Raw genomic sequence first — 24936 nt, 5'->3', positions numbered from 1 at the left:
TGCGTTTAGTTTATTGGAACACATCATCTTTAGATAAACGTAAGATACTTTGTTAAACAGACACTTGTCTTAACACTCGATAGGTAGAGAGTGGTCTGCACCCCATTCGGTCCAAGAACCGTCGTACACCGACAGATTATCTAGACCAATTTGATACGCCGCGAGTAATAAAATGCATGCGGTTACACCGGAACCGCAACTAAAAATAATCGAATTGTCACTATCTATCGTTAGTGCGCTAAATATCTGTTGCAACTCTGAGTTTGGTTTAATGTGACCGTTGGTCAAGAGTTCTTGAAACGGTAAGCAAACCGAATTTGGAATGTGACCACTACGTAGACCTTCTCGTGGCTCAGGCACTTCACCAAGGAATCGTGCTTTGGCTCTGGCATCGATGATGTTGGCACTTTTATTGGTTGAATGAGCAAGAACATCTTGTGCACTCAAAAAGGCATTTTGGTTGAGCTTACCCGCAAAGTTACCTCTTTCGCTTGGTTGCGATAGGGTACTTTCAACAGGGAATCCGGCTTCAATCCAAGCTGGAAGACCGCCATTTAAGACTCGAACATTATCATGTCCCATAGCTTTGAACATCCACCAAGCTCTTGGCGCGGCTAAAGTGCCAGAGTTGTCGTAAACCACAATCAAATCTTCGTTGTTCAAACCGAGTTGTAGCGCACTTTGGTTGAAGCCTTCTTCTGTTGGCATCATATGCGGCAGGGAAGAACCGGGTAAGCAAAAGTCATTGTCGTAATCAAAGCGTAAAGTATTTGGAATCCACTTATCTTGAATCTTTTTACCTTCAGAAGGGATTTGAAACGCAATACTAGCGTCGAGGAGCTTGACGTTAGGTTGGCCGAGAAGGCTATTGAGTTCATCAGTACTAATCAGTGCTTGCATTGTCTTTAGTTTGCTAGGTGGATAATCTTACTGTTTTACAACAAAAAAATCGCATGTTCAAAAGAACGATGCGATTTTTAAGTTAAAGCTTGAAGATTTGTTCTGAAAGGCTGCTTTCGCTATACCTTCAATTTACCCAGTTACATGGTCCAAGTGTTGTCTCCAGAAGTAATCACTTTCTGAATTGGGTCACTACCGTCATAGAACCAAATTTCAACAAGCAGGCTACCTTGGCTATCAGAGACATTAAAGTCGACGTTTGCTGTACCGTTGTTGAGTGGAACCGATGCGACTTTACTTGGGTATCTTGCATCGTAGTTACCTGAACTGTTCTCTACAAACTCTTTGTACACGCTTAGGTGTGCTCGTTGTGAAGAGAAACCACTGATGTCTACATTGAGCGTACCTTCCGTCACTGGGTTGTAGCTAAAGTCATCTGGTACTACTAGATCCTGCATGGTTGCATCTTCTACTGTTACCGTTGTCTCTTCTTCGGTTGTTTCTTCCTGCTGGGTTGTATCTTCCTCTGGTACGGTGGTTTGGGTTGGTGGAGGTGGTGTACTGTTACCACCTCCGCCGCCACCGCCTCCGCCTCCGCCACAAGCTGTTAGTGCTAATCCCATGATGATTGTGATAAGTGCTTTCATAATGTTATCTCCCTATGGAATGTAGCATTTGTTAGGTGTTGGAGCAGTGTGCCAATCTGTGCTTAGTTCGCCACCAGACTCAGCCCAAGTTTGGAATTGAGGATATGCATCGACCATGTCTACACGCTCTAGCGGCCAGTCCCAATCTTCTACTATTAACAGTGCCCAAGGTAAGTTGTTTGCTGTTTTGAAGTACACACCTTGTGCTGGGTCACTTGCATCGACGCCGACACCGAAGAGGTTTTGGTCATCAAACTGTTCTGTTGGAGCTTGGTCTGCTAAGTGAACTTCCCATTTACGACCTGGTTGGAAGGTAATCCCGTCGCCATGGTAAGTCCCCGGCGTTGCGAAGATGAACGGGTCGTATGGCATGGCTTGAAGGGCTGAACGGTCAGAGCCTTCGGTGAAGTACACATTCAAGGTAAAGGTGAGTGAAACGTTATCATCACAGCCAGACTCGGTACGGAAGTAGCTACAGCTGCTCGCCGCGTGTGTGCTTAAGTCTTCACTGATGATGAAAATGGCTTCATCAGAAATACTTTCCAAGCCATTAGATGCTTGTTCTACACCATTGAAGGATAGCGTTGTTAGTCCGTTTTCAATCGAGCTTCTCAATACACCCGGTAATCGGATTGCGAAGCCATTTTTGTAACTTGCGCCGTAAGCCGCTAGGTCACCAGTAATTTGAATATTCTCAACATGACCAGCAAGACTGGTTTCAGTGATGCGGAATTTCACGACCACATCGTTCATGTCGTAGTCTGCGGTGTATGGCCAATTATCTTCATAAGCCACGGTGGCGTAATCTTCTGCACTCGGGAAATATTCCACTGAGTAACCATTACCAGTGATGGTGATTGGGTAATCTTCCACCTCACCAGACGTCGAACCACCATCGTAGTTTAATCCGGTTTGTTGGCTAAAGCGGAATCGGCTCCAGCTTGAACCTTCCGTTGCAGCGGTTGAAACGACAAACGGTAGGGGATTATTACCCGCAGACAGTAATTGGTCAGTAAAGACTTGTTCGCCTTCATCATCAAAGTCACCATCGCGGTTCCAGTCAAACCATGCTGATAGGTAGCCAGAAGTGGAAGCCGTCACATTCACAATTGAACTTAAGCCTGGGTCAAGTGCGGATACAAAACCAACACCATCTTCATCAGCTGTGCCAACAGAGTTGTCGTTTGCTTGACCGTCGGCATCACCATCTGGAGCGACTGAACCAAGCCAAGTGAGACCGTCCACCTCGTGGCGAGGGCCGTTTGACGCAAGTGTTGTGTGGTAGCTGTCTGGGGCGTCACCAAAATCAATTGGCTCGTCTTCGTCAATCACTGGAGCATTTGCGCAACGTGCGCCATCATTTTGGCTTGAGCTTGGACCGTTGGATACAAACTCAACTGCTGGAACGATACCTGCTGCGATATTGGCTGCGTTGTCTTCCGAAAGGTCAACACGATAGATTTTGCCATCTTGGTTGCGTGACACGTAGTAGTTGCCGTTTACATCGAAGTAGCCAGCACCAAATGTGCCTAACTCGCCTGTGTCACCTATCGCAGTCGTATTACCATTCGATGGGTTGAACTGGTACAGCACTCCAGAATTATTGTCGATGCCGTAAAGGGAACCGTCGCCTGGATGGAATGCAAAGTCGGTTAGGTTGACAGTCGCTGTTGAACTAATTTTCACGATGCTTAATGTCGCATTTGGATCAGAATCGAGCGGAGAAAGGTCAATGGAGAAAAGTCCTTTGCCTTTGCGGTACAAGTAGTAGACGTGGTTGTAAACGTCACCAACGTAAAACGTGTGGTCGGTAGGAAGGCCCGAAACATCAAGCGTTTCTGCTTGGAAGTCTTGACCAAGACGAACAATCTTTTTGTTTGTGGTGTCGTAGCCGTAGATATAACGGTCAGTGAAGTTAAAGCCTACACCGTTGATGCCCGAAGCCAAACCTGTGTCGTCCTCTAAAAGAGTCGTAGAGCCTGTAACCAAATTGACGCCATAGATTTGAACCGGGGTTGATTGGAATAGGTATGCTTGGCTTGGGCACGTATCAAATGGCGCCGCTTGTGCATAAGCGCTCACTATTAGAGACCCAAGTAGTAGTGATGTCCTTTTCATAATTCGCCCTCTCATTGGTTCGTGATATATGCAATGAAAGGAATGTGCCAACTTTTAAATTGTTGAATTTTATGAAGTTAAAATTTGTAAGAAGAAGGGTTTTAAATCTGATTGTCAAAATGAGAAAAAAGCCCAACATCGAGTTGGGCTTTTTGGGAATGATTAGAGGTTTAGAACTAACTACAAACCGGACAGGTTGGCATTTTCATCAGATTCATTTCTCGCCAAGACATGCTGAGCGCGTCCAAAATCAGAATTTTGCCTTTCTTTGGTTGGCCGTAATCAGCAATCACTTTGATCGTCTCCATCGCTTGTACTGCGCCAACAATACCCACAACAGGAGCCATGACTCCGGCTTCGACACAACTTAACGCACCGCTGCCGAAGAGGGCACTTAAGCACTGGTAACATGGTTGAGTTGGGTCGTCGTAAGTAAACACACTCACTTGGCCTTCCATACGAATAGCCGCGCCTGAAATTAGCGGTGTTTTAGTCGCAAAACATAGGCGGTTAAGTTGATTGCGCGTATCGACGTTATCTGATGCATCAACAACAATTGTGTGCTGTTCGATCAAGCTTTTTAGCTCTGTATCATCAAGACGCTTTGCGATGGTATCTACAATGATGTTCGGGTTAAGTTCGCGTAGCGCATTGGCCGCCGAGTCTACCTTCTTACGACCAATATCCGCATCGTGGTGCAGCACTTGGCGCTGAAGGTTAGACAACTCGACGATATCATCATCAATCAGCGTGATTTTACCGACACCAGCAGTCGCCAAATATTGGCTTGATGCGCAGCCTAAACCGCCAGCACCAAGCATCAATACCGATGCTTGTTTGAGCGCTTCTTGTCCTTCAAAGTCAAACTGACGAAGAATGATTTGGCGGTTGTAACGCAACATTTCCTGATCGGAAAGAATATCCACAACGTCTTCCTAGTAAAGGGTTGAGTTGAATAGTTGAATCTGAACCGTTTCGCCCACTTCAACTCGGCCGCGTTCACGTTCCAATACAACAAAACAGTTCGCTAGGCTCATTGAGCGGAATGCACCAGAGCTTTGGTTACCGGTTGTTTCAACGACAAACTTGCCATCTTCCAATGTATAGATACCACGTTGGTAATCGGTACGACCTGGCGCTTTTTTAAAGGCGGTTTTGGTTGTTGCTGGAATAGATTCGGGTGCTTTCCATTCTGTATGGCCTGCAAGTTTTGCCAGCATTGGTTGAACAAGCACGTACATAGTAAGAACTGCAGAAACAGGGTTACCCGGCAGCCCACAGAACCAAGCTGTACTTAGCTTACCAAATGCGAAAGGTTTACCCGGCTTGATTGCTAACTTCCAGAAACCGATTTCACCAAGCTCTTCAAGAATGTCTTTGGTGTAATCCGCTTCGCCCACACTAACACCGCCTGAGGTCACAACCACATCTGCCAATGTTTGCGCTTGTTCAAAGGTTGCTTTCAGAGTCTCTGGGCAATCTGGAATGATGCCAAGATCAACGGCTTCACAACCGAAGTTCTCGATAAGTGGTTTAATACCGTAACGGTTGCTGTCGTAGATCTGACCTTCGTCTAGCGGTTCGCCCAGTGGTTTAAGTTCATCACCAGTAGAGAAGAAAGCAACTTTTGGCTTACGTACTACTGTCACATGGCTAACACCAAGCGACGCAATCATCGGAATATCGCGAGGTGTTAAACGTGCGCCTTGTGCAAGCACGATGTCGCCTTGCTTGATGTCGTCACCTGTTGGGCGGATGTTGTTTTGTGGCTTCACGTCGGTTTGGTTGAACTGAATGCCAGCATCCGTTACTTCTGTGTTTTCTTGCATGATAACGGCATCACAACCCTGTGGGATTTTTGCGCCAGTCATGATGCGAACACAGGTACCTTGAGGCCATTCACCTTCAAAAGGTTGTCCTGCAAATGATTTACCTGCCAGAGGCAATACAGAAGATGGCTCAAGATCTTGAATGCGAATAGCGTAGCCATCCATTGCTGAGTTATCGAATGGTGGTACGTGAATAGGAGACAAAATGTCTTCTGCCAGTACAAAACCGAGTGCTTCAGCAAGTGGAAGAGAAAGCGTTGTTTGGATAGGTTTGATTCGCGATAACATTTTGTCCATCGCTTCTTCAATTGGCATCAAGCCAGGTGCGTCGCAGCAGCCCATTGAGAAAATCCTGTGTTCTTTTGTTTTGTGGCAACTTTACCATAAAAGGGGACTGAGTAAGAATGTCCACCTATAAAATATGGGTGTAATTATTCAAAAATCCGAGTATCCTTGTCAGCCATCCAAAAGGGGTAAAAAACCTGCGGAGCTCAAGAAAATCAGCTCAGTACCTTCATCTGATGTGACTTGGTGTAAAGACACGAACTGAGCAACTCAAAGCGAAAAGTATGAATGCAATTTTGATTGGGTTTGTACGAAGGCTGAAGTAAAACAAAAGAGGAAGTGGAATGTCAGGTCTTAGCGAGTCAGCGAAGTTAGTAAAAGAAGCGCTAGAGCAACGCGGTTTGGAAACGCCAATGCGTCCAAACAACGTAAGTCGTGAAGAGAAGAAAGAGAAGATCGAACACCACATGCGTGAGATCTTAGGTCTGCTTCAACTTGACCTTACCGACGATAGCCTAGAAGAAACCCCACACCGCATTGCTAAGATGTACGTTGACGAAATCTTCTCTGGTCTGGATTACTCTAACTTCCCTAAAATCACGGTGATTGAGAACAAGATGAACGTGAGCGAGATGGTTCGCGTGAAGGACATCACAGTGACCAGTACTTGTGAACACCACCTTGTGACCATTGATGGCAAGGCTGCTGTGGCTTACATTCCACGTGGCAAGATCATTGGCCTATCAAAGATCAACCGTATCGTTCGCTTCTTTGCCCAGCGTCCACAAGTTCAAGAGCGTATGACTCAGCAAATTCTTGTTGCACTTCAAACGTTGCTTGAGTCCGATGATGTGGCAGTGACGATTGACGCAACACACTACTGCGTGAAATCTCGCGGTGTGATGGATGCAACCAGCGAAACCACGACAACAGCATTGGGCGGTATCTTCAAAAGCAACCCAGCAACGCGTGCCGAGTTTCTGCACGGTTTACGTTAGGTAACCAAGCACTATTCTAAGAGGATGGCAAACGCCATCCTTTTTTATGCTTGTTTAGAAAATGACTTCATGATTTCTGGCCAATACATTTTGACGTAACCTGCCGATACCCAAACAACCAATACAGTCGCGATACTGAGCTCTAGAAAACCAAAGTCGTGTAGCCAGTGCCAGTGAGGGTGCGATTCGGCAAAAAAAGAGGTTAAGCGATGCATTGCGATAGCGCTGATCACGGAAGGAAAGGTTACTGCCGCAATAGAAGGTTGAAACTTCAAGCGAAGTAAGCGGAAGTAACATAAGTAGATCAATAAAGTCATAGTGATGGCGATCCCTGCCAATGCGCCTGTCAGTATCGGATCAGGCAAGGGAAAGTTCACCAAGTATGCTGCTAATGACAAGTTTACCGGCGCGGCCATAATCGCGAGGGTTGGTCTTGCTCGCCTTGGTAGAGAGCCGAAAAACACCAAACGATACAACACGAGTGGCAGCATGAAGAAATAAATGCCGATGCACATCATCGCTAACGTTTCGGAGAATAAGTTGTGACCTAGTTGAGAACCGGCTAGTGAACTACTGATCAGCCCCACCGGATAAAGAAACCAACTCGGTACGATATTGGACATTTTAAAGTTCATTAGCTGAAAGCTAAAAAACAGCACCATCATAGTAAAATGTAGCAAAAGCGCCATAAACCAAAGTGGATAAGCGATGATAGGCGCTACAGCGGCAAGATAATCTGCAAGGATCAGTAACGCCATACTCATTGGTGCCATTAAACTACCACTCAGCGGGTGACGAATGTCGACCATGAATAATCGTGGATTAGCGGCATATTTTATGAGTACAGGGGCGAGTAAAAGTGCGCCGAGTGACGCCAAAAATGGGCGTATCGGTTCACCAATCTCAGGAACATAGAGTGCCCAAGCTTGCCCTAAACCTATCATACCTAGTGCCAACGCGGCTTGAGACGGCGGGACACTATAAAACTGCACAAGTCTTCTCCAGTTCAAATCTACTCCATTTGATTTTTGCCTGAATGAAACAAAACATGACGATTTGGATGAAATGCTCTATTTAAGTAGCGAATACTAACAAGTATGGAGAGGGGTTTCTCATGAAAGGTGGTGAGCAAATATCAGAGAATGATAATTTTGTGAGTTTGGTATCGAATATTTGGGAAAAGATGCAAAAATGCAGCGTTTATCGCTCCAAACCCTTCGATAGTCTGGAGCGAAGTGATAACAAAGAGAATGTTATGTTGATTGATTCTCCGGTAGATCCTGTTGGCGTAACTTTTCGTTTTTGATTGTGCGATGCAGCAGCTGGCTGTAAATAGGTTGTCCACCCAACAATTGAGCAATAATCACAGCGCCCAAACAAGTAATGATCAATGGCAGGATTAAGTAGTAGTTATTCGTCATTTCAATCACTAACAGAATACCAGTAATCGGTGCACGTACCGTTGCAGCAAACAGGGCACCCATGCCCGCAATCGCAAATACACCAGGCTCGATATCAAGCGCAGGGAGCAAGACATCAGCACTTGATCCGAACGCATAGCCAAATAAGGTTCCCAGAGCAAGCATAGGTGCAAAGATGCCTCCCGGCGCACCAGAACCAAAACAGAGCAGGGTTGTAATTACACGACCAAAGAAAAGCAAAACTAAAATGGATACCGAGTAGTTACCGTTAGTAATGTCAGGAATAAGGCCGATACCACCACCAGTTAGTTGGGGTACGTACAAAAGAAGCAAACCAAACACGCCTCCCAGTAACGAACCCACAATCAAGTAGCGCTTACGATCGTTTTTGTGAATTGCGACAAAACTGTCTTGTGCCACGGTAATCAGTTTATTGAAGATCACGCCAAACACGCCAAACAATGCGCCAAGCAATAAAAACAGCCATAGGGTTTGAAGCTCTGGCGACTGGTATTGCGGCATAGTGATAACGGCGTCTTGCCCGTTGATGACGCGAAACACTATGTTCGCCATAATGGCAGAAATGATCACTGCGCGAATTGAGATCAAAGAGTAGCGAAACTGAGGTCGCATTTCCTCCACAACGAACATAATGCCTGCGAGTGGGGCATTAAAAGCCGCAGCCAAACCGCCAGCAGCACCAGAAGCGAGCAGGGAGTGGCGGGTATCGTCATCCTTTACCCGGAATATATCGGTCACCATTCGACCTACAGCACCCCCCATTTGAACGGTTGGGCCTTCACGACCCAGCACCATACCTGAGCCAAGTGCGCCCATGCCGCCGAAGAATTTTACTGGTAGAACTCGCCACCAGCGCACTGGACGAATATTATCCATTGCCCCTTCGATTTCAGGAATACCAGAACCTGCCGCTTCTGGCGCAAAGCGGTGCACAAGAAAATAGCCAATAAAAGCTAAAAGTGCGCTAATGAGAACCGCTGCCAGCCACAACGGTAGAACATTACCAATTTCGCTTCTTAACCATTCTGTTCGTGTTTCAGAAACGAAATGAACGGCAAGCTCGAAATACGTACCGACAAAACCAGCCAACGTACCCACAATGGCGGCCATAATGAGAACAGAAAATGGTGTTGACCCTCGAGAGACAAACTGGTTAATCGCATCTTTCGGTACGTGCGCCAACACAGATTTCACAATTCTCTCGCGTTTGGTCATTAAAAAGCTCTCCTGTTGCTGGGGGGAAGGGACGAAAGAAAGTATACGCTTCGCAGAGTCTAGACCTAATCAATAAAGATGCAATTTAGCTTTTCACTATTGAGTGTTCGAAGTGTCGCGATATTATTCATTCACTCAGATTGTGCTATTGCTCTCATAATTTAGGATAAAAAACTTGTTTTTTGAGAAAAATGAACCATGCTTTAAATGTAAAGCAACATGACTGCTTCAGAAGGAGGGATGTGAGGTTTTACACACAATTTGGATGGATTCAAACCCTACGGTAAGTCCTCGTTTTATGTTCGGGATGCATCAATAGACATCGCCGATTCGCACACTCACGATTGAGTAACGAGGTAGAGGCGCACGCACATGTGCGCCTTCTTAATTTCTGCGTTATAACTTTCATCGCCACCTGCCACTATTTTTCTCTTGAACATTTTTTTGCAGTTAGTAATGTCTTGGTTCGATGTCAACCAACTAGAGCAGTGCATGCGCTTTTATCTTCGACTCTTACTTTCTTTATGTTGTTGTTCGGTAACGTTTCCGGCACTTTCAACGCCGAGCTGGTGGCAAGACACGTTGTCAGCAATGCCATATTCCAATCTAAAAGAACGTATAGAAAAAAGTGGAAGCTGGTATGGTTGCGAAGTGCAGCTGCTAGACAATTCAACGTTTATCAGCGCATTTTGTTTGGATGATTTTTCGTACTACCAGCAGAACTTGTATGGTGAAGTGGTTTTGAGAAGAGAAAGTGCTCAGTTCTCGTTTCTCACTGAATACGAGTGGCAGCGTCTGAATGACTTACTTCTCAACTTAAGAAAGGATGGGTTAGTTTTACGCAGAGTTACTATCGGACAAGAACACTATGATGTCGTTGAAGCTCTGGAAAAGAAATCTTCCGAACTTGTCGATAAAGAAGTTATTTTGTTGATGAACCGCTATCCGCAAGAAGCGATTCGAAGTTTGCTTTGGGTAAAACCGGACGAGTTTCTGACGCCATCACCGTCCTTAAATGTGCACTTGCGCAGTGATGGCGAAATTATCGAGGTCAAAGTGACTCGTTTTTAGATTCTTTATGGAGAGATAGGAAGGTCGCCATTGCAGATTCGTCCAAAAAACCATCCGATTTTTTGTGAGCGCGCAGGTATTGATAGCCTGCGATTAGCTTACGGTGTAGCTCTTCTGCATCGTCTGACAACGGCTGATTCATAACGTGTTGAAAGGCAAGTTTGTACGCATCCATATCCACGACTTCAGCACGGCGATATAAATAACCACATCCCGTTGCTAACCATTCGAGAGAGCAATTGGCGCGCATTGCAATTTGATTTGCTTTGGTTAGGCTAGGTTCACTGCCTTTAAGGTATTTGCGTATTAAAGCTTCAGACACATCGACGCGTCGAGCGAACCCGCTGATGCTTTCTTCTCCGATCAGGGTGGCTAGGCGTTGGGCAAAAGACATATTTCGTACTCCAGTTCGAATTGCGAAAGTTTACCCGTTGAGCCGGTACGAAAACAAGACTACGATGAATGCAGATCAATTGAAGGAGAAAACCCATGGTTGCAAAAGTAGTAACTGCACCAAAAGGCCCAGAGTTCTCAGAGCTGGTTCAAGGATATTGGCGTGCAGTTGAGTGGGGAATGACGGCTCAAGAGCGTTTGTCATTTCTTAAGCAACACATTGAGTTAGGCATTACGACAGTCGATCACGCCGACATCTACGGTAATTACGAGTGTGAGGCGTTGTTTGGTGAAGCGTTAGCTTTAGACAAGAGTGTTCGTGAGCAAATTCAGATCGTGACGAAATGCGACATCAATTTGTGTGGCGATAAAACGCCAGAGCGTAAGATCAATCACTACGACACGAGCTCAGCACATATCTACCAATCGGTGAATAACTCGCTAGAACGTTTGAATGTGGATGAAATCGACGTACTTTTAATTCATCGTCCTGACGTGTTAATGGATGCAGACGAGGTTGCAGAAGCATTTTCTGAGCTTCACAAAGTCGGCAAAGTGAAGCACTTTGGCGTGTCTAACTTCACTCCACGCCAGTTTGAACTGCTGCAATCTCGCTTAGGTAAGCCGTTGGTTACTAACCAAGTGGAAATCAACCCACTTAACTTTGAGGTTGCACACGATGGAACGCTTGATCAAATGCAAATGTTGCGCACGCGACCAATGGCTTGGTCTTGCCTCGGTGGTGGTTCAATTTTTAGTGGTGACAGTGAGCAAGCTGTTCGTGTCCGTAACGAATTAGAAGCAATTCGTGAAGAAGTGGGCGCAGCGAGTATTGATCAAGTAATTTATGCCTGGGTACGTCGTTTGCCATCTAACCCTATTCCAATCATTGGCTCTGGTAAAATCGAGCGTGTGCAAACTGCAGTTAATGCATTGAACATCGAACTTACTCGAGAGCAATGGTATCGCGTATGGGTGGCTTCTAAAGGCCATGGTGTGCCATAGAATTGATATCTTATCGATGAAATTATTATTAAAGGCATCCTCTAGCAGGGTGCCTTTTTAGTTTTAGCGCGTTACTGTTTACCCATTATGGAAATGGAAAGAATGAAATTCGAGCAAAAATGGGCTTTGGATGTTAGCTGCAACTTTTTGCTTACTTTGGGTGGAGGAGTTTTACCCATGTTTGTTTTATGTCACTAAACAGCGAATGTGATGCTTGCTTTTTAGTCATTTTGTTCACTCATTCATTCATATTGCGTATGCTTATCGAATAATAAAGAAATAAAAAACTCGTCAGTTTTCTCGTATTACATGCTGTAACAATCTGTTAGACTCCGGCGCAGATTGTGGAATATAAAAAGGTGATTGAATGTCTTTTCCCGTACTCATCTGTGATGATTCAGCGTTAGCACGCAAACAGATGGCGAGATCACTACCAGCCACATTGAATGCCGATATTACGTTTGCTATCCACGGAAAAAACGCGCTAGAAGAACTCGAAAAAAACGAGTTTAAATTGATGTTTCTTGATTTGACCATGCCAGAAATGGATGGCTTTGAAACACTAGAGCACATGCAACGGTTGGGGGATAAAACTCCGGTGGTTGTTGTGTCGGGGGATATCCAACCTAAAGCGAAAGAGCGCGTGTTCGCACTGGGTGCAAAAGCGTTTATTCAAAAACCGATCGCCAAAGATGAACTCAAGAAGGCGCTTAAAGAGTTGGTCGAGCCAGAACCTCGTCCTCAAATTATCACGCCTGTCTCTATTGAGTTACCGATTTTACGTCGTCGCGATATTTACATGGAAGTGGCTAACGTTTCAATTGGTCGAGCAGCCGATGCATTGGCGCGTCACTTTGATGTGTTTGTGCAACTACCTCTGCCGAACGTCAATATCTTTGAAGTGAGCGAACTTCACATGGCCCTACGCGACTTGGCGTCGCATGACAACGTATCGGGTGTTTGTCAGGGATTTTGTGGCGAAGGTATTGCTGGCGAAGCGCTAGTGATTTTGAGTGATTCAAGCGTATCTGATCTCAAAAAGTTGATGAAAGTACCAGCAGACAGCGAAGAGCTAGAAGAGCTTGAGCTGCTAATGGATATTTCTAATATTTTGGTGGGGTCGTTCTTAAATGGTTTAGGCGAGCAGTCTGAAGTCCGATTCTTCCAAAGTCCACCAGTACTCCTTGGTCAGCATATCTCAATTGACTCGATCATTGAATCTACAACTGGAGCATTCAGCCGCACGATGACATTCGAAGTGAGCTACAACATTGAAGGAACGTCGATTCGTTGTGACTTGTTGTTTATGTTTGTGGACGAATCCTTGCCGCTGCTTGATAACAAACTGTCTTATCTAATGGAGGAGTTCTAATGTTGAATATGCCAGCAGAGTTTGAACAATTCCATTGGATGGTGGATATGGTACAAAACGTTGACATGGGCTTAGTGGTCATTGATCGAGATTACAATGTACAGGTCTGGAATGGGTTTATGACTCATCACAGTGGTTTGCAGTCTCATGATGCGATAGGTCGTTCTATATTTGATATCTTCCCTGAAATCCCACAGGAGTGGTTTAAATTAAAAACAAAACCAGTGTATGACCTAGGCTGTCGCAGCTTCATCACATGGCGACAACGACCTTACTTATTCTGCTGTCGCAATGTTCGACCAGTTACGCAGCAAGCGGAGTTTATGTACCAGAATGTTACGTTGAACCCAATGCGCACACCGACTGGAAAAATCAACTCGTTGTTTTTGTCTATACAAGACGCGACGGCTGAAGCTCTGATGTCTCAGAATCAATAGCGATAAAAAACTTTCTCAAAAGCCAAGGTCCGCCTTGGCTTTTTTGTATACTTATAATTGTGTTTCCCAATGCGTAGAACGTGAATATGGACTTTAATCTCGCCCTAAAACTCTACACCGCAGAGCAAGTAAAAAACGGTGAAACGCTGGCTGCGCAAATGGCTGGTGTTTCTATGTATAGCTTAATGCAACGCGCTGGTATGGCCGTGTATGAGCGCTTTTTACATCTGCATCCTAAATCAAAAAATATCTTAGTGATTTGCGGTAAAGGGAATAACGGTGGCGATGGTTACGTATTTGCATCTCTTGCGAAACAAGCTCAACTCAATGTACATGTTTTCCAAATTGGTGATGTATCTGTGCTAAAAGGTGATGCTTTGCGCGCATACGAAGACTGGCAGTCAATCGACGGTGTTAACAATGATTGGGATGAATGGAATACCGCATTGCTAGAAGCAGATGTGATCATCGATGCCATGTTAGGCACTGGTTTAAGCGGTGAGGTTCGTTCGGAGTATCGTCGCTATATTGACCAAATTAATCAAATTCATACCCCTGTGATTGCAGTCGACGTTCCTTCTGGTCTGTGTGCTAATACAGGTGCAGTTTTAGGTGATGCTATTCGTGCCGAGCATACTGTAACCTTCATTGGGGTTAAACAAGGCTTATGCACTGGACAAGCGAGAGATCGAGTTGGCGAGCTCTACTTTTGTGGTTTAGGCGTCAATACTAAGTTTGATACTATCGAAGTAGAAAGTGCATTAGGTATTGATCATCAGGTTGTTTCAAGATTAATGCCCAAGCCAAATCCAACGGTCCATAAAGGTGACAACGGGAAGTTGCTTTGTGTTGGTGGCAATCAAGGGATGTCTGGAGCGATTCGTTTATGTTCCTCCGCTGCGATTAGAGCCGGAGCGGGTTTAACTGCCGCAATTACTCACACGAGTAGCCTTATTCCACTGCAGGTTGGTTGCCCAGAAGTAATGAGCCAGAGCATCACCGCTGACTTACTCAGGGATACTGAGAACGACTTAACTAAACGCATTCGCTGGGCTGACGTATTAGTGTTTGGTCCTGGCTTTGGAGATGATGAGTGGGCTTATCAAGCCTATCAATATCTGGCTCAAGAGCAGAAACCTAAAGTTGTTGATGCTGATGGCCTCAATATTCTAGCGATGCTGAGCCAGCGATGCGATGGCACTCTGGTGTACGACAACCATCGAGTGATCACGCCGCATCCTAGAGAGGCTGCTCGACTACTAAATGTAACCATTCAACAAATAGAAAGTGACCGATACTCTGCTGCAAGACAACTGCAAGAGCGTTATGGCGGTGTAGTGGTTTTAAAAGGCGCGGGGACGCTTATTTACGATGGAACGAGAATGTACGTCTGTCTAGCGGGTAACGCCGGAATGGCGACGGGGGGAATGGGAGATGTGTTATCTGGAGTCATTGGTGCATTACTAGCCAAAGGTTTACCAATTTCTGTTGCCGCACGTTTAGGTGTGGTACTTCACAGTCATGCTGCTGATATAAACGTTAGTCAGCATGGTCAAATTGGTCTTTTGGCAAGTGATGTCGTTAGCACTCTTCGTACCGCTATCACCCAAGAGCTCTATCGAAATTAATTAGATTTCATGCATTGCAGAGAAAATTGGTCGATTTTTTTGAGTACTTTTTTACGAATTAGCAGGGCATCTTAGTATTAGGTGATTGAGTTTTAGGCAGATTTGAGAGGTGATGCGTTTTAATTTTTAAGATATGACGCAAAGGTTTGCGCAATGGGTTAACTTAAGTGCTTTCTCAAGTTGTTGATAGTTATAAATAATAAGAGGTTTTGGTGACTTGGGGAGCGTTTTTGATATGCGATTTTCAAGATGGTATCACAAAAAAAATTCAAATATCAGACTTGTAGGAAATAAATCACAGCCTATAATGCTGAAAACCGGAGCGTCTGCCAACGCTCCGGTTTTTTTGTGTCCGAAGAACAGTGAACTCGTCTGCCAACGAAATCACTACGCACTCTGAAATGACACATATACATATGAATCAAGGAATTACACAATGCGTATCGAACAAGAACTTAAGTTAGGTTTTAAAGATGTACTGTTTCGCCCGAAACGTTCTACCCTTAAGAGCCGTTCTCAAGTAAATTTAACCCGCGATTTTACATTCAAGCATAGTGGTCGTCAATGGTCTGGTGTGCCGGTAATCGCAGCAAACATGGATTCGGTTGGTAGCTTTGCAATGGCTAAAGCGCTGGCTGAGCATGGTGTAATGACCGCTGTTCACAAACATTACACGGTAGAAGATTGGGCTGAGTTTGCTAAATCAGCAGATAAAGTAACCATGAATAACGTTATGGTGTCTACTGGGACATCTGACGCAGACTTCCAAAAAACCAAAGACATCATGGCACTTTCAGATGAATTTATTTTCATTTGTATCGACATTGCAAATGGTTACTCAGAGCATTTGGTCGAGTATGTTGAACGCGTGCGAGCAGAGTTCCCAGACAAGGTCATTTCTGCAGGCAACGTGGTTACTGGTGATATGTGTGAAGAGCTAATCCTAGCTGGTGCAGACATCGTTAAAGTGGGTATCGGCCCAGGCTCTGTATGTACAACTCGTGTAAAAACGGGTGTTGGTTACCCGCAGCTTTCTGCAATCATCGAGTGTGGTGATGCAGCGCACGGCCTTGGTGGCATGATCGTCGGTGACGGTGGCTGTTCTTGTGCGGGTGACGTAGCGAAAGCATTCGGTGGTGGCGCGGATTTCGTAATGCTAGGTGGGATGCTAGCGGGTCACGAAGAGTCAGGCGGCGAAGTGATCGAGAAAGACGGCGAGAAGTTCATGAAATTCTATGGCATGTCGTCGAAGAGCGCGATGGACAAGCACTCAGGTGGTGTCGCTGGCTACCGTGCGGCCGAAGGTAAAACCGTATTATTGCCATACCGTGGTAGTGTTCACGGCACTATTCAAGACATCCTTGGCGGCGTTCGCTCAACATGTACATACGTAGGTGCAGCAAAGCTTAAAGAGCTAACCAAGCGTACTACATTCATCCGTGTTCAAGAACAAGAGAACAACGTGTTCGGTAAAGAGTAAATCGACTGAATGTAAAAAGTGTAAAAGCAACCATATATTGATATTTGGTGCAACCATAATTTGATATTGCCTCTTCATAAGTCTATTGCTTTTTATGTTTATGACATTTTTGAAGGGGCTATTTTATATCTGCTTTAGGATGAAATACCTAGCTAAGTGAGTTTGTTTAACACTTCTATCATGGCGTAGGTTTTTCCAACTTGAGCATTGTAATTTCTCAAACTTAACTAAGCGGCAATGAAAATACATGCTTAACCATAGGAGCCATCGTAATCGCTAAGTCATTAAATAGGCGAGGTCTTCCAGGTTGGTTCCCTTGCTTGATTTGCTTCCATAGCTGAACCGTCTCTTAATTAAAAATGTCCGTTAACAGCGGGTGATTAAAGCTTGGTTGTTGTGTTTCCAATTGGTTGTTCTGTAGCGAGGCTGGCTATTAGCCTAAGTATATGAGTGAACTTAGCTGCTCAGCTCATGGGTTGAAGATTTAGTTGCCTGATTTAGGAAACAAAGCTAGTACCCGGCACTAATTTGAATTTTAAGGTAATAAATCACGAATATAACAGTAGAAGTGAAAGACATGCGCTTAATCTGATTAAGCGCATTTTCTGTGTTTTAAGTTTAGTATTTCACTTCGTAGTTCAAGTGGAAGCGACGACCCGGTGCGTTGTAGTAACGTGAGTTGTTACGCTCTGATTGCGCGTACGCCGTCATGTAGTCTTCGTTGAATAGGTTTTCAACAGCGAAGCTTAACGTACCGAACGGAAGATCGTAGTCCACACCAGCGTTTGCAACGAAGTAGCTGTCTACTGCGTATTTCGCGCCAGAAGTGATTTCATCTTCTTTATCACGGTTGCCTGAGTAAACCAGCGTCATGTTGTAGCGACCGAATTCGTAAGCGTCGTAACTGATAACAGACGTTACTTTCAATGGTGCGATACGCGTGCCGTCTAGTGGTTCCCAGCCGCTGTCTTCGTTAAGTTTACGCTCACCTTCTTGCCAAGAGATCGTGCTGTCTGTACGAAGGTTAGCAAGAATGCTGTAACCAAGCGTTGCTTCCGCACCCCAAACTTTTTCTGGTGCACGAGTACTTTCTAGCGCATCGCCGGCTTCGTTTACGTTCAGTGTCGAACCTAGGTCAGATTCGCTGTAGAACGCTGCAAGAGAGTAGTCCGCTTCACCAAGGAAACCGCGCACACCCACTTCGTAGTTGTCAGTAGTAATTGGCTTGATAGCACCTTCAACTGTTGAGCTGTTGCCAGAACGAATGTCACGTAGTGCTTCGTTCGTTGACATACCTTGCGCGAAAGATGCAAACAGCTGGTGGTTGTCGGTCAGATCGTGTGTCACACCAATGTTGAATAGGAACTCGTCAAAGTACGGATCACCGCCTTGAACTTGATCACCTGCATTGTTGTGCGTGTTACCTACCGTGAAATCATCCACGCTTAGGCGAACGTACTCGTAACGGATACCGTAAGAAAGAACTGTGTTATCGCTTACATCAGTAATGAACTGTGCGAATGGTGCGATAGCAAATTGCTCTACATCCGGTGTGTTGTTGTAGAAACCGACGCTGTTTGGCTGTTTGAACGACTGTTGTTCAACGTCCATACCCCAAGTCACGAATGCCCAATCAATTTGGCTAGAGATGTTGGCTTTCACGCCGAAACGATCAAAATCTGTCTCGTTGTGGCCATATAGCGTTTGACCAAAGGTTGGAGAATTTGGGTTCTTATCTTTCATCGCAAGCGTGAACGTCTCAGTATCTTGAGCCATCCAGTAACCCGTTACATCGAGCATACCTAAGCTAAAGCCCAGATCTTGGTAACGCGCTTGGTAGTTAGCGAACGTACGTGTCACATCGTTTGGTTTCGCGCCATCTTTGCCTGCAACGCCGTTGTTGTAACCTGGGCCACAGTGAACCGCTTCGGCAGGTTTGCCGTTAGCTGCATCGCCATTCGCTGCACACCAGCCGTCGTTGTCAGTAATGTTACGAACGCCAACAGTCAAAGTCAGTGAACGATCTTCGTCGATGTTACGGTTCCAAACGCCGTTTACGTTTAGGTTGTCCATGTCATCTTCGTTGTTTACCGAAGGTAGGCGGTCACCGTTAGCATCGTAGCTGCCGCCACGTTGCTCGTAACCCAGACCTAAACGCCATTGATCTTTCTTATCACCGCCAGTCGCTTCTTGGTAAACGTTCCAAGTGAACGCATCGCTACCAAACTCTTGGAAGCTTGTGCCAACTTTAGTGCGATATTCTACTGCGCCTTCTTCTGGCATTTTGGTGATCACGTTGATGATACCGCCCTGTGCGCCAAGGCCGTATACCGCAGAACCACCGCGGATAACTTCGATACGCTCAACGTTTTGCGGATCAATCGCCGACAACTCTTGGCCAAAATCTAGGAAGCTGTTGTTTTGTGCAACACCGTCAATCAATAGCAGAACGCGACGACCACGGATTTGGTTTTGACCTTTGCTGCTCAGGTTACCGTGAACAGAAGTCCCCATACCTGGAACCAAGGTTGAAAGCACATCGTTGATGCTGCGGCTTTGGTTCAATTGAGATTGAAGTTGTGCTTGGTCGATAACGGTCACAGAGCGAGGAACGTCGTTAAGCAGCTGTTGAGAACGGCTTGCGGTAACAACCATTGTTTCCATTGCTTGGACTTGGTCGTTACTTTCCGCTGAAACGCCGAAAGGTGAAAGAGTAATTGCACTTACCACTGCAATATTTAGCTTAGATAGTTTGAGTTTCATAGCTTCCTGCAACTAAAAGTTGTCTTTTATAAACTTGTTAATAAATTGATTTAGCTAGCGATTATTGAGCACTTTGTAATTACGTGGTAGTCTAGCACGCAAAGAAGTAATGTAAATATCAATAATTATCATTTGTAATTTAATGGGCAGTTTTACAGCAGTCGTTATCATTTCAATAATTAGCCAAATGCTGTCTATTCAGCTTGCTTATGCAAGTGGATTAAACGCATCAGTTGTCGATGATCTAGACCATACTATTTAGACGTCGAATGTGACCCATTTCCCGCGTGTTGCAAGCGTGTCTACTTTTGGTGCAGAGCTAGTAATAGCAATGGGTGAGAAGCCTGTTGGTGTATCCGATTATCCTGGTGGATTTCCTCCTTATCTTTCTGCTTTAAATGACGTGCCAAGTCTTGGTAATCGTTCAAGAACCAGCTTTGAAGCTTTGTACGATGCGAAGCCAGATTTGGTTGTTGGTTTGGGGCGAATGTTAGAGCCTTACTATCAGCGCTTCGTCGAAATCGCACCGCCTCTCGGTTTTGATTTGATTACTTTAGAAGACAGTTTTTCTGCGGTAGAGCGTGCAAGCATGGCAATGGGGCGAGAAGAGCAAGGGAAATCACTAAATATGTGTTTTCAGACTTTTCTTGATGAAATGCAATCAAAGCTCGGTAATAGACAGTTTTCTGGTTGATTTCTGACAAGTGCAGGCGTCACTCCGCGAGCATACTACTCACACTTTATGTCCGTTGCTCTTATGGAAAAATTGAATATCCGAAGTGCGAATGGTGACTCGCCGTACGCGACGAAAACGCCTTTTTCTGGGCAAGTGGGTCTTGAGTGGTTGGTAAAACTCGATCCCGATGTGATTTTTATGTACCAGAACGCCGAGCCACAATTTACCGAATCGAAAATTTGGCAAAGCCTAAAAGCGGTGAAGAACAATCGAGTTTACTTGGTTGATATGACATGGCGAGAGCCAGAAGGGCCACTTTCACGAATTTGGGTCGCGATGGATATCGCCCACAAAGTGTATCCCGATCTTTTCCCTGCGCCTTCTGTTGAACGAGTTTATGAGGTGATCAATGGCTCATGTTCTTAGGATAACCAAACCAAGTGCGGTGATGGTTCGCAGTTTGGCGACGGCTTTGTTACTAGCTGTGGTTTATGTGTCTTTGTCGAGTGGCATTTACCATTTTGATGCCCAGCAGATCATGGCGTTTTTGATTCCTGATTCAAGCAGCCAAGCATCTTTAGTGTTTTGGGAACTACGTTTACCTCGTACCTTGATCGCACTCTTTGGTGGGGCGGCGTTGGCGGTATCCGGCTCGCTCATGCAAGACATCGTTCGCAACCCGTTAGCGTCTCCAAACCTGACCGGTGTGATGTCTGGCGCAGCGCTTAGCGTGTTGACGGCGACCATGTTTTTGCTGCCATTGCCAACGTTGTTTTGGGGGATTGTAGGTGGTTTGCTTGGCGGTGCCATTACCTTATCCATTAGTTGGAAACAGGGCGTCACACCAGCGCGTTTGGCGTTAGCTGGCATTTCCGTGAGTGCGTTTTGCCAAGCAGCGGTGACCTACATTCTTCTGTCGGATCGCGTAGACAGTGAGTCACTGTTTTTCTGGTTAACGGGCAGTAACGCAGGCGCGAATTGGTCGGTGTTTACGCCGCTTGTTTATACCGTCATTCCTGCGTTTATATTGCTTGCGGTGACACATCGACAGCGTGGTTACTTACTGCTGGATGACACGGTTGCTCGTGGTTTAGGTATCGCGATTAACCGTTATAGATTGGCGTTTGGTTTTGTCTCTGTCGTGCTTACTGCGGTTGCGGTTGGTGCATTTGGTCCTGTCGGTTTTGTTGGCCTTGTTGCCCCTCATCTCGCTCGCATGATGGGGTTGGGACTTGGCGGTGCAGCTTTGATTGGTGCGGCACTCGTTACCGCAGCAGATCTCCTTTCTCGAACCCTGCTTATGCCGTTGGAAATTCCGATTGGCGTCATTACCGCGACTTTAGGTGCGCCTTGGTTTCTTATGTTGATTGTTCGTGAGCTGAGAGGGAAATAATGAAAACGCGTTTCTTATTCCCTTGCTTGGCTTTGCTGGTGTTCGCTCCTGCACTGTTTATCGCTTCTAACCCAGAGCTTAGACAAGCAGGTGAACTGTTTATTACTCGCGGTACTTACCACCCATTTTGGTCGCTAACGTTACCAAGATTTTTGCTGGCGATTATGGCGGGTATGATGCTGGCAGTATCAGGCTTATTGCTGCAAACCACCCTCAAAAACCCGTTGGCAGACAGCGGTATTTTAGGGGTGAACGCTGGTGCTTCTCTTGGTGCTGTTTGTGCGATTTTGTTGCCCGCTTGGTTTAATTGGAATATCACCACAGAAAGCGCGTTGCTGCTGTTTTCAATGGCGGGTGGTTTGCTCAGTGCGATTCCTGTTTTGATCGTTAGCCGAATCGGAAATACCAGTCTCACTCTACTCACAGGTGTAGCGATCACGGCGATTCTTGGCGCGTTGAGTTCGGCGCTAATCTTCACTATTGGTCAGGGTAAAACCGATATCGCATTGCAATGGATGGCGGGTGGTATGTACGGCCGAGGTTGGGAACAAGTGAGTTATCTTTTGCCTTGGTTCTTGGCCTGTTTAGCGTTCATTATTTTGGTGTATTTGCCATTGAAATGGGTACGCTACGATGACGCGATTTTGCGTGGCATTGGTATCAACGGTGCTTTGCTGCGTTTGGGGATTTTGTTAGGCACAGTATTTATTACCGCGCCCGCCGTCTCAGCCGTTGGGCCAATTGGTTTTGTGGGATTGGTGATTCCGCACATTGCACGTTTGCTCAGTGCGAATGATCCTTTGCGAACCATGTTTATGACTTTGACTTTCGGCGCTGGCTTCCTCGCACTTTCAGATGTTTTAGCCAAACACTTACTGTTCCCAACCGAAATTCCAGCGGGCGTGATTACCGCACTGCTTGGTGTGCCATTTTTCCTCTTCTTGTTAAGGAAACACTCATAATGACCCTATCTTCAAAAGGGCTTGAAGGGCAATCGCTCACCTCAGGCTACAACGATACGATGATCTTGAACGATGTGAACATCCGTCTTCAAGAAGGTAAGGTAACGGCGTTCATTGGTCCAAATGGGTGCGGTAAAAGTACGCTGATGAAGACCTTAACCGGTGCGATAAAAGCGAAAAAAGGCGACGTGACTTTTAAAGGCAAAGCGCTTAACCAATGGAAGCTTAAAGATCTCGCTAAACACATTGCGATTCTGCCTCAACATCCTACGGCACCAGAAGGTGTATTGGTTGAGCAGCTTGTTGCGCTTGGTCGTGTTGCTCATCGCAAGTGGTATCAGGGCAATAGTGAGCGTGACCAAGAAGTGATGACTGAGTCGCTTGCTTCTGTCGGGTTGTCTGGTTACGAAAAGCGTGTAGTGAGTACGTTGTCGGGTGGTGAGCGTCAGCGCGTTTGGCTGGCGATGTGTTTGGCGCAAGAAGCACAGTGGTTATTGCTAGATGAACCAACCAGTTATCTCGATTTAGGTCACCAACTCGAGTTACTCGAAGTACTCGATAAGTTGAACAAGGAACGCAACTTAACCATTGTTTATGTTCTGCATGAACTGAGCCAAGCTGCGCAGTTCTGCGATGAACTGGTACTAATGAAAAAAGGTCAGATTTTAAAACAGGGATCGCCTTTGGATGTGCTCACTGAATCGACCCTTGAATCGGTGTTTAAAGTGGAAGGAAAAATGGAAGTCATTGATGGCTACGTTTACTGTTTACCAAAAGCTTATGTTCGTGAGGAAGCGCGTTAATGGAAAACCTGTTTAATCAGTTTCGTACTTTGGTGGCTTTGCCTGAGAATGTTAAAACGCTGAGCATCACCGAGCAGCAAGCCATCTTGAATCGACACGAACCTTTCTTCCGCTTACGTTTTGTTGAACAGCCGAAAGGCATTAAAGCCAGTGAATGGTTTGAGCGTGATTTTCCTGCTGTTGTGCAAGATTACGCAAACTCTATTGAGGCAAAGCTGCCTTTTGCCGTGCCTATCTGGCAGAAAGTGTTCAACGCGATTTTGTTGACGTCGCTGGTCGGTCACCGTGTGGTGTTTGATCGCGTGTTGCAGTTAACACTCGATGATCTGTATCTGACCATTGGTGAAGACCATCGTATCGCAAGCATTGAAGTGTTGAGTGCAACGCCTTTCTTTGCTCTTGAGGCTGGTAACGAAAACGCGATGCAAGTGGAGTCAGAACTGGCTTTAGATGAGAAACTTGCGCAATTCATTACGACGCTCTCTGAGCCATTGGTGCCGCTGTACAAAAAGCAGAAAGTTAGCCCGAAAGTGTTTTGGGGGAATGCCTTGTACGCGTGTGATTTGGCGTTTTCTAAACTTGCGCATCAACCATTAGCCAATGACAGGTTAGATCTAGACGTGCAAGCGGCATCAAAGTGGCAGCAAAACCTATTTAACGCGGTAACACCAAAAGGCGGTGAGTTAAACACGGTAAAAAAGGTGACCTTTAATGGCTTTCAAAAGCTCTACGTGAGACGAGAAACGTGCTGTCTGAAATACAAAATTGAAGGCAAAGAGAAGTGCTCAACCTGTAACTTGCACGATTCAGAAATCCAAGAAAACATCATGCGTATGAACATGCTTGGGTTATTTCAGTAAAATCGATAAATTATCATTTTTTATTGACCACATGTAATTTCAGTAAAAGTCGCTTATTTGAAAAGGTTTTATGTGATTTAGAGCAAAGTTATGGTCTACTGTAGTTGCGGATAAATGACAGTAGGAAGAATACACGAATCGAAGTGGCTGTTGTTACCTATTTGACTGCTCATACCGTTGCCATTCCGCTGTTAACTCTGCTTTTTCTTTTCTCGCTGCAATCAGCATTTCTATATTTACGTCAGTGTTTGGGTGCCTTTGAATGTATCGTTCGTAATCAACCGGAACACCATTGATGTGCAGTTCAAGATGTAAATGCGGCCCTGTTGTTCTTCCTGTGTTACCCGTTTTCCCTATCACTTGTCCTCGGCTGATCTTCTCACCAACATGGACGTTGCGCTGAGATAAGTGTAGGTAGCGTGATACAGAGCCATTTGTGTGGCGGATATTAATGTAGTTGCCGGCAAAACGGTTGTAGCGGGACTTTAAAACGACGCCATCAGCAATACTACGAATCGGTGTACCTACAGGTGTGGCATAATCAGTGCCTAAGTGCGGAGTCGTTATATTGGTCACTGGATGGGCTTTGTTGCGTAATTCGGACAGAAAACCAAGTCGTCCGAAATTGAATAATTATTAAACAATATACTGAGTTTCAG

At 45.5% G+C, this 24936-nt stretch carries 20 protein-coding genes and 2 pseudogenes; 12 read left to right on the top strand and 10 right to left on the bottom strand.

What is annotated here, in order from left to right; all coding sequences use genetic code 11:
- Positions 1-69: 69 nt before the first annotated feature.
- The 5 genes from R7Z49_RS00110 to moeA form a co-directional block, all read right to left on the bottom strand.
- Positions 70-900, bottom strand: a complete 831-nt coding sequence (locus R7Z49_RS00110; RefSeq protein WP_262667628.1) for a sulfurtransferase — start codon at positions 898-900, stop codon at positions 70-72.
- A 140-nt stretch (positions 901-1040) separates the two neighbouring features.
- Entirely contained in the window at positions 1041-1547 is a 507-nt protein-coding gene (locus R7Z49_RS00105) for a hypothetical protein (RefSeq protein WP_318111087.1), read from the bottom strand.
- A gap of 12 nt (positions 1548-1559) precedes the next feature.
- Positions 1560-3665 carry an LruC domain-containing protein gene (locus R7Z49_RS00100; RefSeq protein ID WP_318111084.1) on the bottom strand — a complete coding sequence of 702 codons (2106 nt, stop codon included), beginning with the start codon at positions 3663-3665 and terminating at the stop codon, positions 1560-1562.
- A 176-nt stretch (positions 3666-3841) separates the two neighbouring features.
- On the bottom strand, positions 3842-4591 hold the full coding sequence (moeB, locus tag R7Z49_RS00095; protein ID WP_115386547.1) for a molybdopterin-synthase adenylyltransferase MoeB: 750 nt from the start codon (positions 4589-4591) through the stop codon (positions 3842-3844).
- Positions 4592-4600: 9 nt separating this feature from the next.
- Entirely contained in the window at positions 4601-5836 is a 1236-nt protein-coding gene (moeA, locus tag R7Z49_RS00090) for a molybdopterin molybdotransferase MoeA (protein ID WP_318111082.1), read from the bottom strand.
- A gap of 287 nt (positions 5837-6123) precedes the next feature.
- Here moeA and folE point away from each other — a divergent pair, with 287 nt between their 5' ends.
- The gene (gene folE / locus R7Z49_RS00085) at positions 6124-6777 is read left to right on the top strand and encodes a GTP cyclohydrolase I FolE (protein WP_005373478.1); all 654 of its coding nucleotides are present in this window, start codon (positions 6124-6126) and stop codon (positions 6775-6777) included.
- 44 nt (positions 6778-6821) lie between these two features.
- On the opposite strand, the gene R7Z49_RS00080 is transcribed toward folE, so the two are convergent.
- Both R7Z49_RS00080 and clcA read right to left on the bottom strand, forming a co-directional pair.
- Entirely contained in the window at positions 6822-7769 is a 948-nt protein-coding gene (locus tag R7Z49_RS00080) for a TDT family transporter (protein ID WP_005373475.1), read from the bottom strand.
- Positions 7770-8030: 261 nt separating this feature from the next.
- The gene (clcA, locus tag R7Z49_RS00075) at positions 8031-9434 is read right to left on the bottom strand and encodes a H(+)/Cl(-) exchange transporter ClcA (RefSeq protein WP_318111080.1); all 1404 of its coding nucleotides are present in this window, start codon (positions 9432-9434) and stop codon (positions 8031-8033) included.
- Between the two features lie 456 nt (positions 9435-9890).
- Between clcA and R7Z49_RS00070 the strand changes: the two genes are divergently transcribed.
- Positions 9891-10505, top strand: a complete 615-nt coding sequence (locus R7Z49_RS00070; RefSeq protein WP_318111078.1) for a hypothetical protein — start codon at positions 9891-9893, stop codon at positions 10503-10505.
- Here R7Z49_RS00070 and R7Z49_RS00065 read toward each other — a convergent pair.
- On the bottom strand, positions 10486-10899 hold the full coding sequence (locus R7Z49_RS00065) for a helix-turn-helix domain-containing protein (protein ID WP_005387686.1): 414 nt from the start codon (positions 10897-10899) through the stop codon (positions 10486-10488). The two genes, R7Z49_RS00070 and R7Z49_RS00065, sit on opposite strands and share 20 nt — an antisense overlap.
- A gap of 95 nt (positions 10900-10994) precedes the next feature.
- Between R7Z49_RS00065 and R7Z49_RS00060 the strand changes: the two genes are divergently transcribed.
- The 5 genes from R7Z49_RS00060 (at position 10995) to R7Z49_RS00040 (ending at position 16820) form a co-directional block, all read left to right on the top strand.
- Positions 10995-11903, top strand: a complete 909-nt coding sequence (locus tag R7Z49_RS00060; RefSeq protein WP_005387688.1) for an aldo/keto reductase family oxidoreductase — start codon at positions 10995-10997, stop codon at positions 11901-11903.
- Positions 11904-12270: 367 nt separating this feature from the next.
- Positions 12271-13275 carry a response regulator gene (locus tag R7Z49_RS00055; protein WP_005373466.1) on the top strand — a complete coding sequence of 335 codons (1005 nt, stop codon included), beginning with the start codon at positions 12271-12273 and terminating at the stop codon, positions 13273-13275.
- Positions 13275-13712, top strand: coding sequence for a PAS domain-containing protein (locus R7Z49_RS00050; RefSeq protein ID WP_005373463.1), 438 nt, complete (start codon positions 13275-13277; stop codon positions 13710-13712). Before R7Z49_RS00055 ends, R7Z49_RS00050 begins: the two co-directional genes overlap by 1 nt.
- 86 nt (positions 13713-13798) lie before the next feature.
- Positions 13799-15340: an NAD(P)H-hydrate dehydratase gene (locus tag R7Z49_RS00045; RefSeq protein WP_318111075.1), complete on the top strand. Its 1542-nt coding sequence runs from the start codon at positions 13799-13801 to the stop codon at positions 15338-15340.
- Between the two features lie 436 nt (positions 15341-15776).
- Positions 15777-16820, top strand: coding sequence for a GMP reductase (locus R7Z49_RS00040; RefSeq protein ID WP_005373458.1), 1044 nt, complete (start codon positions 15777-15779; stop codon positions 16818-16820).
- Positions 16821-17438: 618 nt separating this feature from the next.
- Here the strand turns inward: R7Z49_RS00040 and R7Z49_RS00035 are convergent.
- Positions 17439-19583: a TonB-dependent receptor gene (locus tag R7Z49_RS00035; protein ID WP_186585434.1), complete on the bottom strand. Its 2145-nt coding sequence runs from the start codon at positions 19581-19583 to the stop codon at positions 17439-17441.
- A gap of 271 nt (positions 19584-19854) precedes the next feature.
- Between R7Z49_RS00035 and R7Z49_RS00030 the strand changes: the two are divergent.
- From R7Z49_RS00030 to R7Z49_RS00010, 5 genes and pseudogenes are all read left to right on the top strand, one after another.
- Positions 19855-20685, top strand: a pseudogene (locus tag R7Z49_RS00030) (ABC transporter substrate-binding protein).
- On the top strand, positions 20669-21652 hold the full coding sequence (locus R7Z49_RS00025; protein WP_186585432.1) for a FecCD family ABC transporter permease: 984 nt from the start codon (positions 20669-20671) through the stop codon (positions 21650-21652). The pseudogene R7Z49_RS00030 and the gene R7Z49_RS00025 overlap by 17 nt, the downstream one beginning before the upstream one ends.
- A complete protein-coding gene (locus R7Z49_RS00020; protein WP_186585430.1) occupies positions 21652-22614 on the top strand; it encodes a FecCD family ABC transporter permease in 963 nt (320 codons plus the stop codon). Before R7Z49_RS00025 ends, R7Z49_RS00020 begins: the two co-directional genes overlap by 1 nt.
- Positions 22614-23417, top strand: a complete 804-nt coding sequence (locus tag R7Z49_RS00015) for an ABC transporter ATP-binding protein (protein WP_186585428.1) — start codon at positions 22614-22616, stop codon at positions 23415-23417. Before R7Z49_RS00020 ends, R7Z49_RS00015 begins: the two co-directional genes overlap by 1 nt.
- A complete protein-coding gene (locus R7Z49_RS00010; RefSeq protein ID WP_186585426.1) occupies positions 23417-24277 on the top strand; it encodes a (2Fe-2S)-binding protein in 861 nt (286 codons plus the stop codon). Before R7Z49_RS00015 ends, R7Z49_RS00010 begins: the two co-directional genes overlap by 1 nt.
- 153 nt (positions 24278-24430) lie before the next feature.
- On the opposite strand, the pseudogene R7Z49_RS00005 reads toward R7Z49_RS00010, so the two are convergent.
- A pseudogene (locus R7Z49_RS00005) lies at positions 24431-24865 on the bottom strand (M23 family metallopeptidase); the annotation flags it as partial.
- Positions 24866-24936: the final 71 nt, after the last annotated feature.

The sequence above is a fragment of the Vibrio sp. 1562 genome (assembly GCF_033340155.1).
GTDB classification, from domain to species: domain Bacteria; phylum Pseudomonadota; class Gammaproteobacteria; order Enterobacterales; family Vibrionaceae; genus Vibrio; species Vibrio alginolyticus.
Note: the sequence above shows the minus strand (reverse complement) of the source record. Positions and strands in the feature narration are given on the sequence as shown.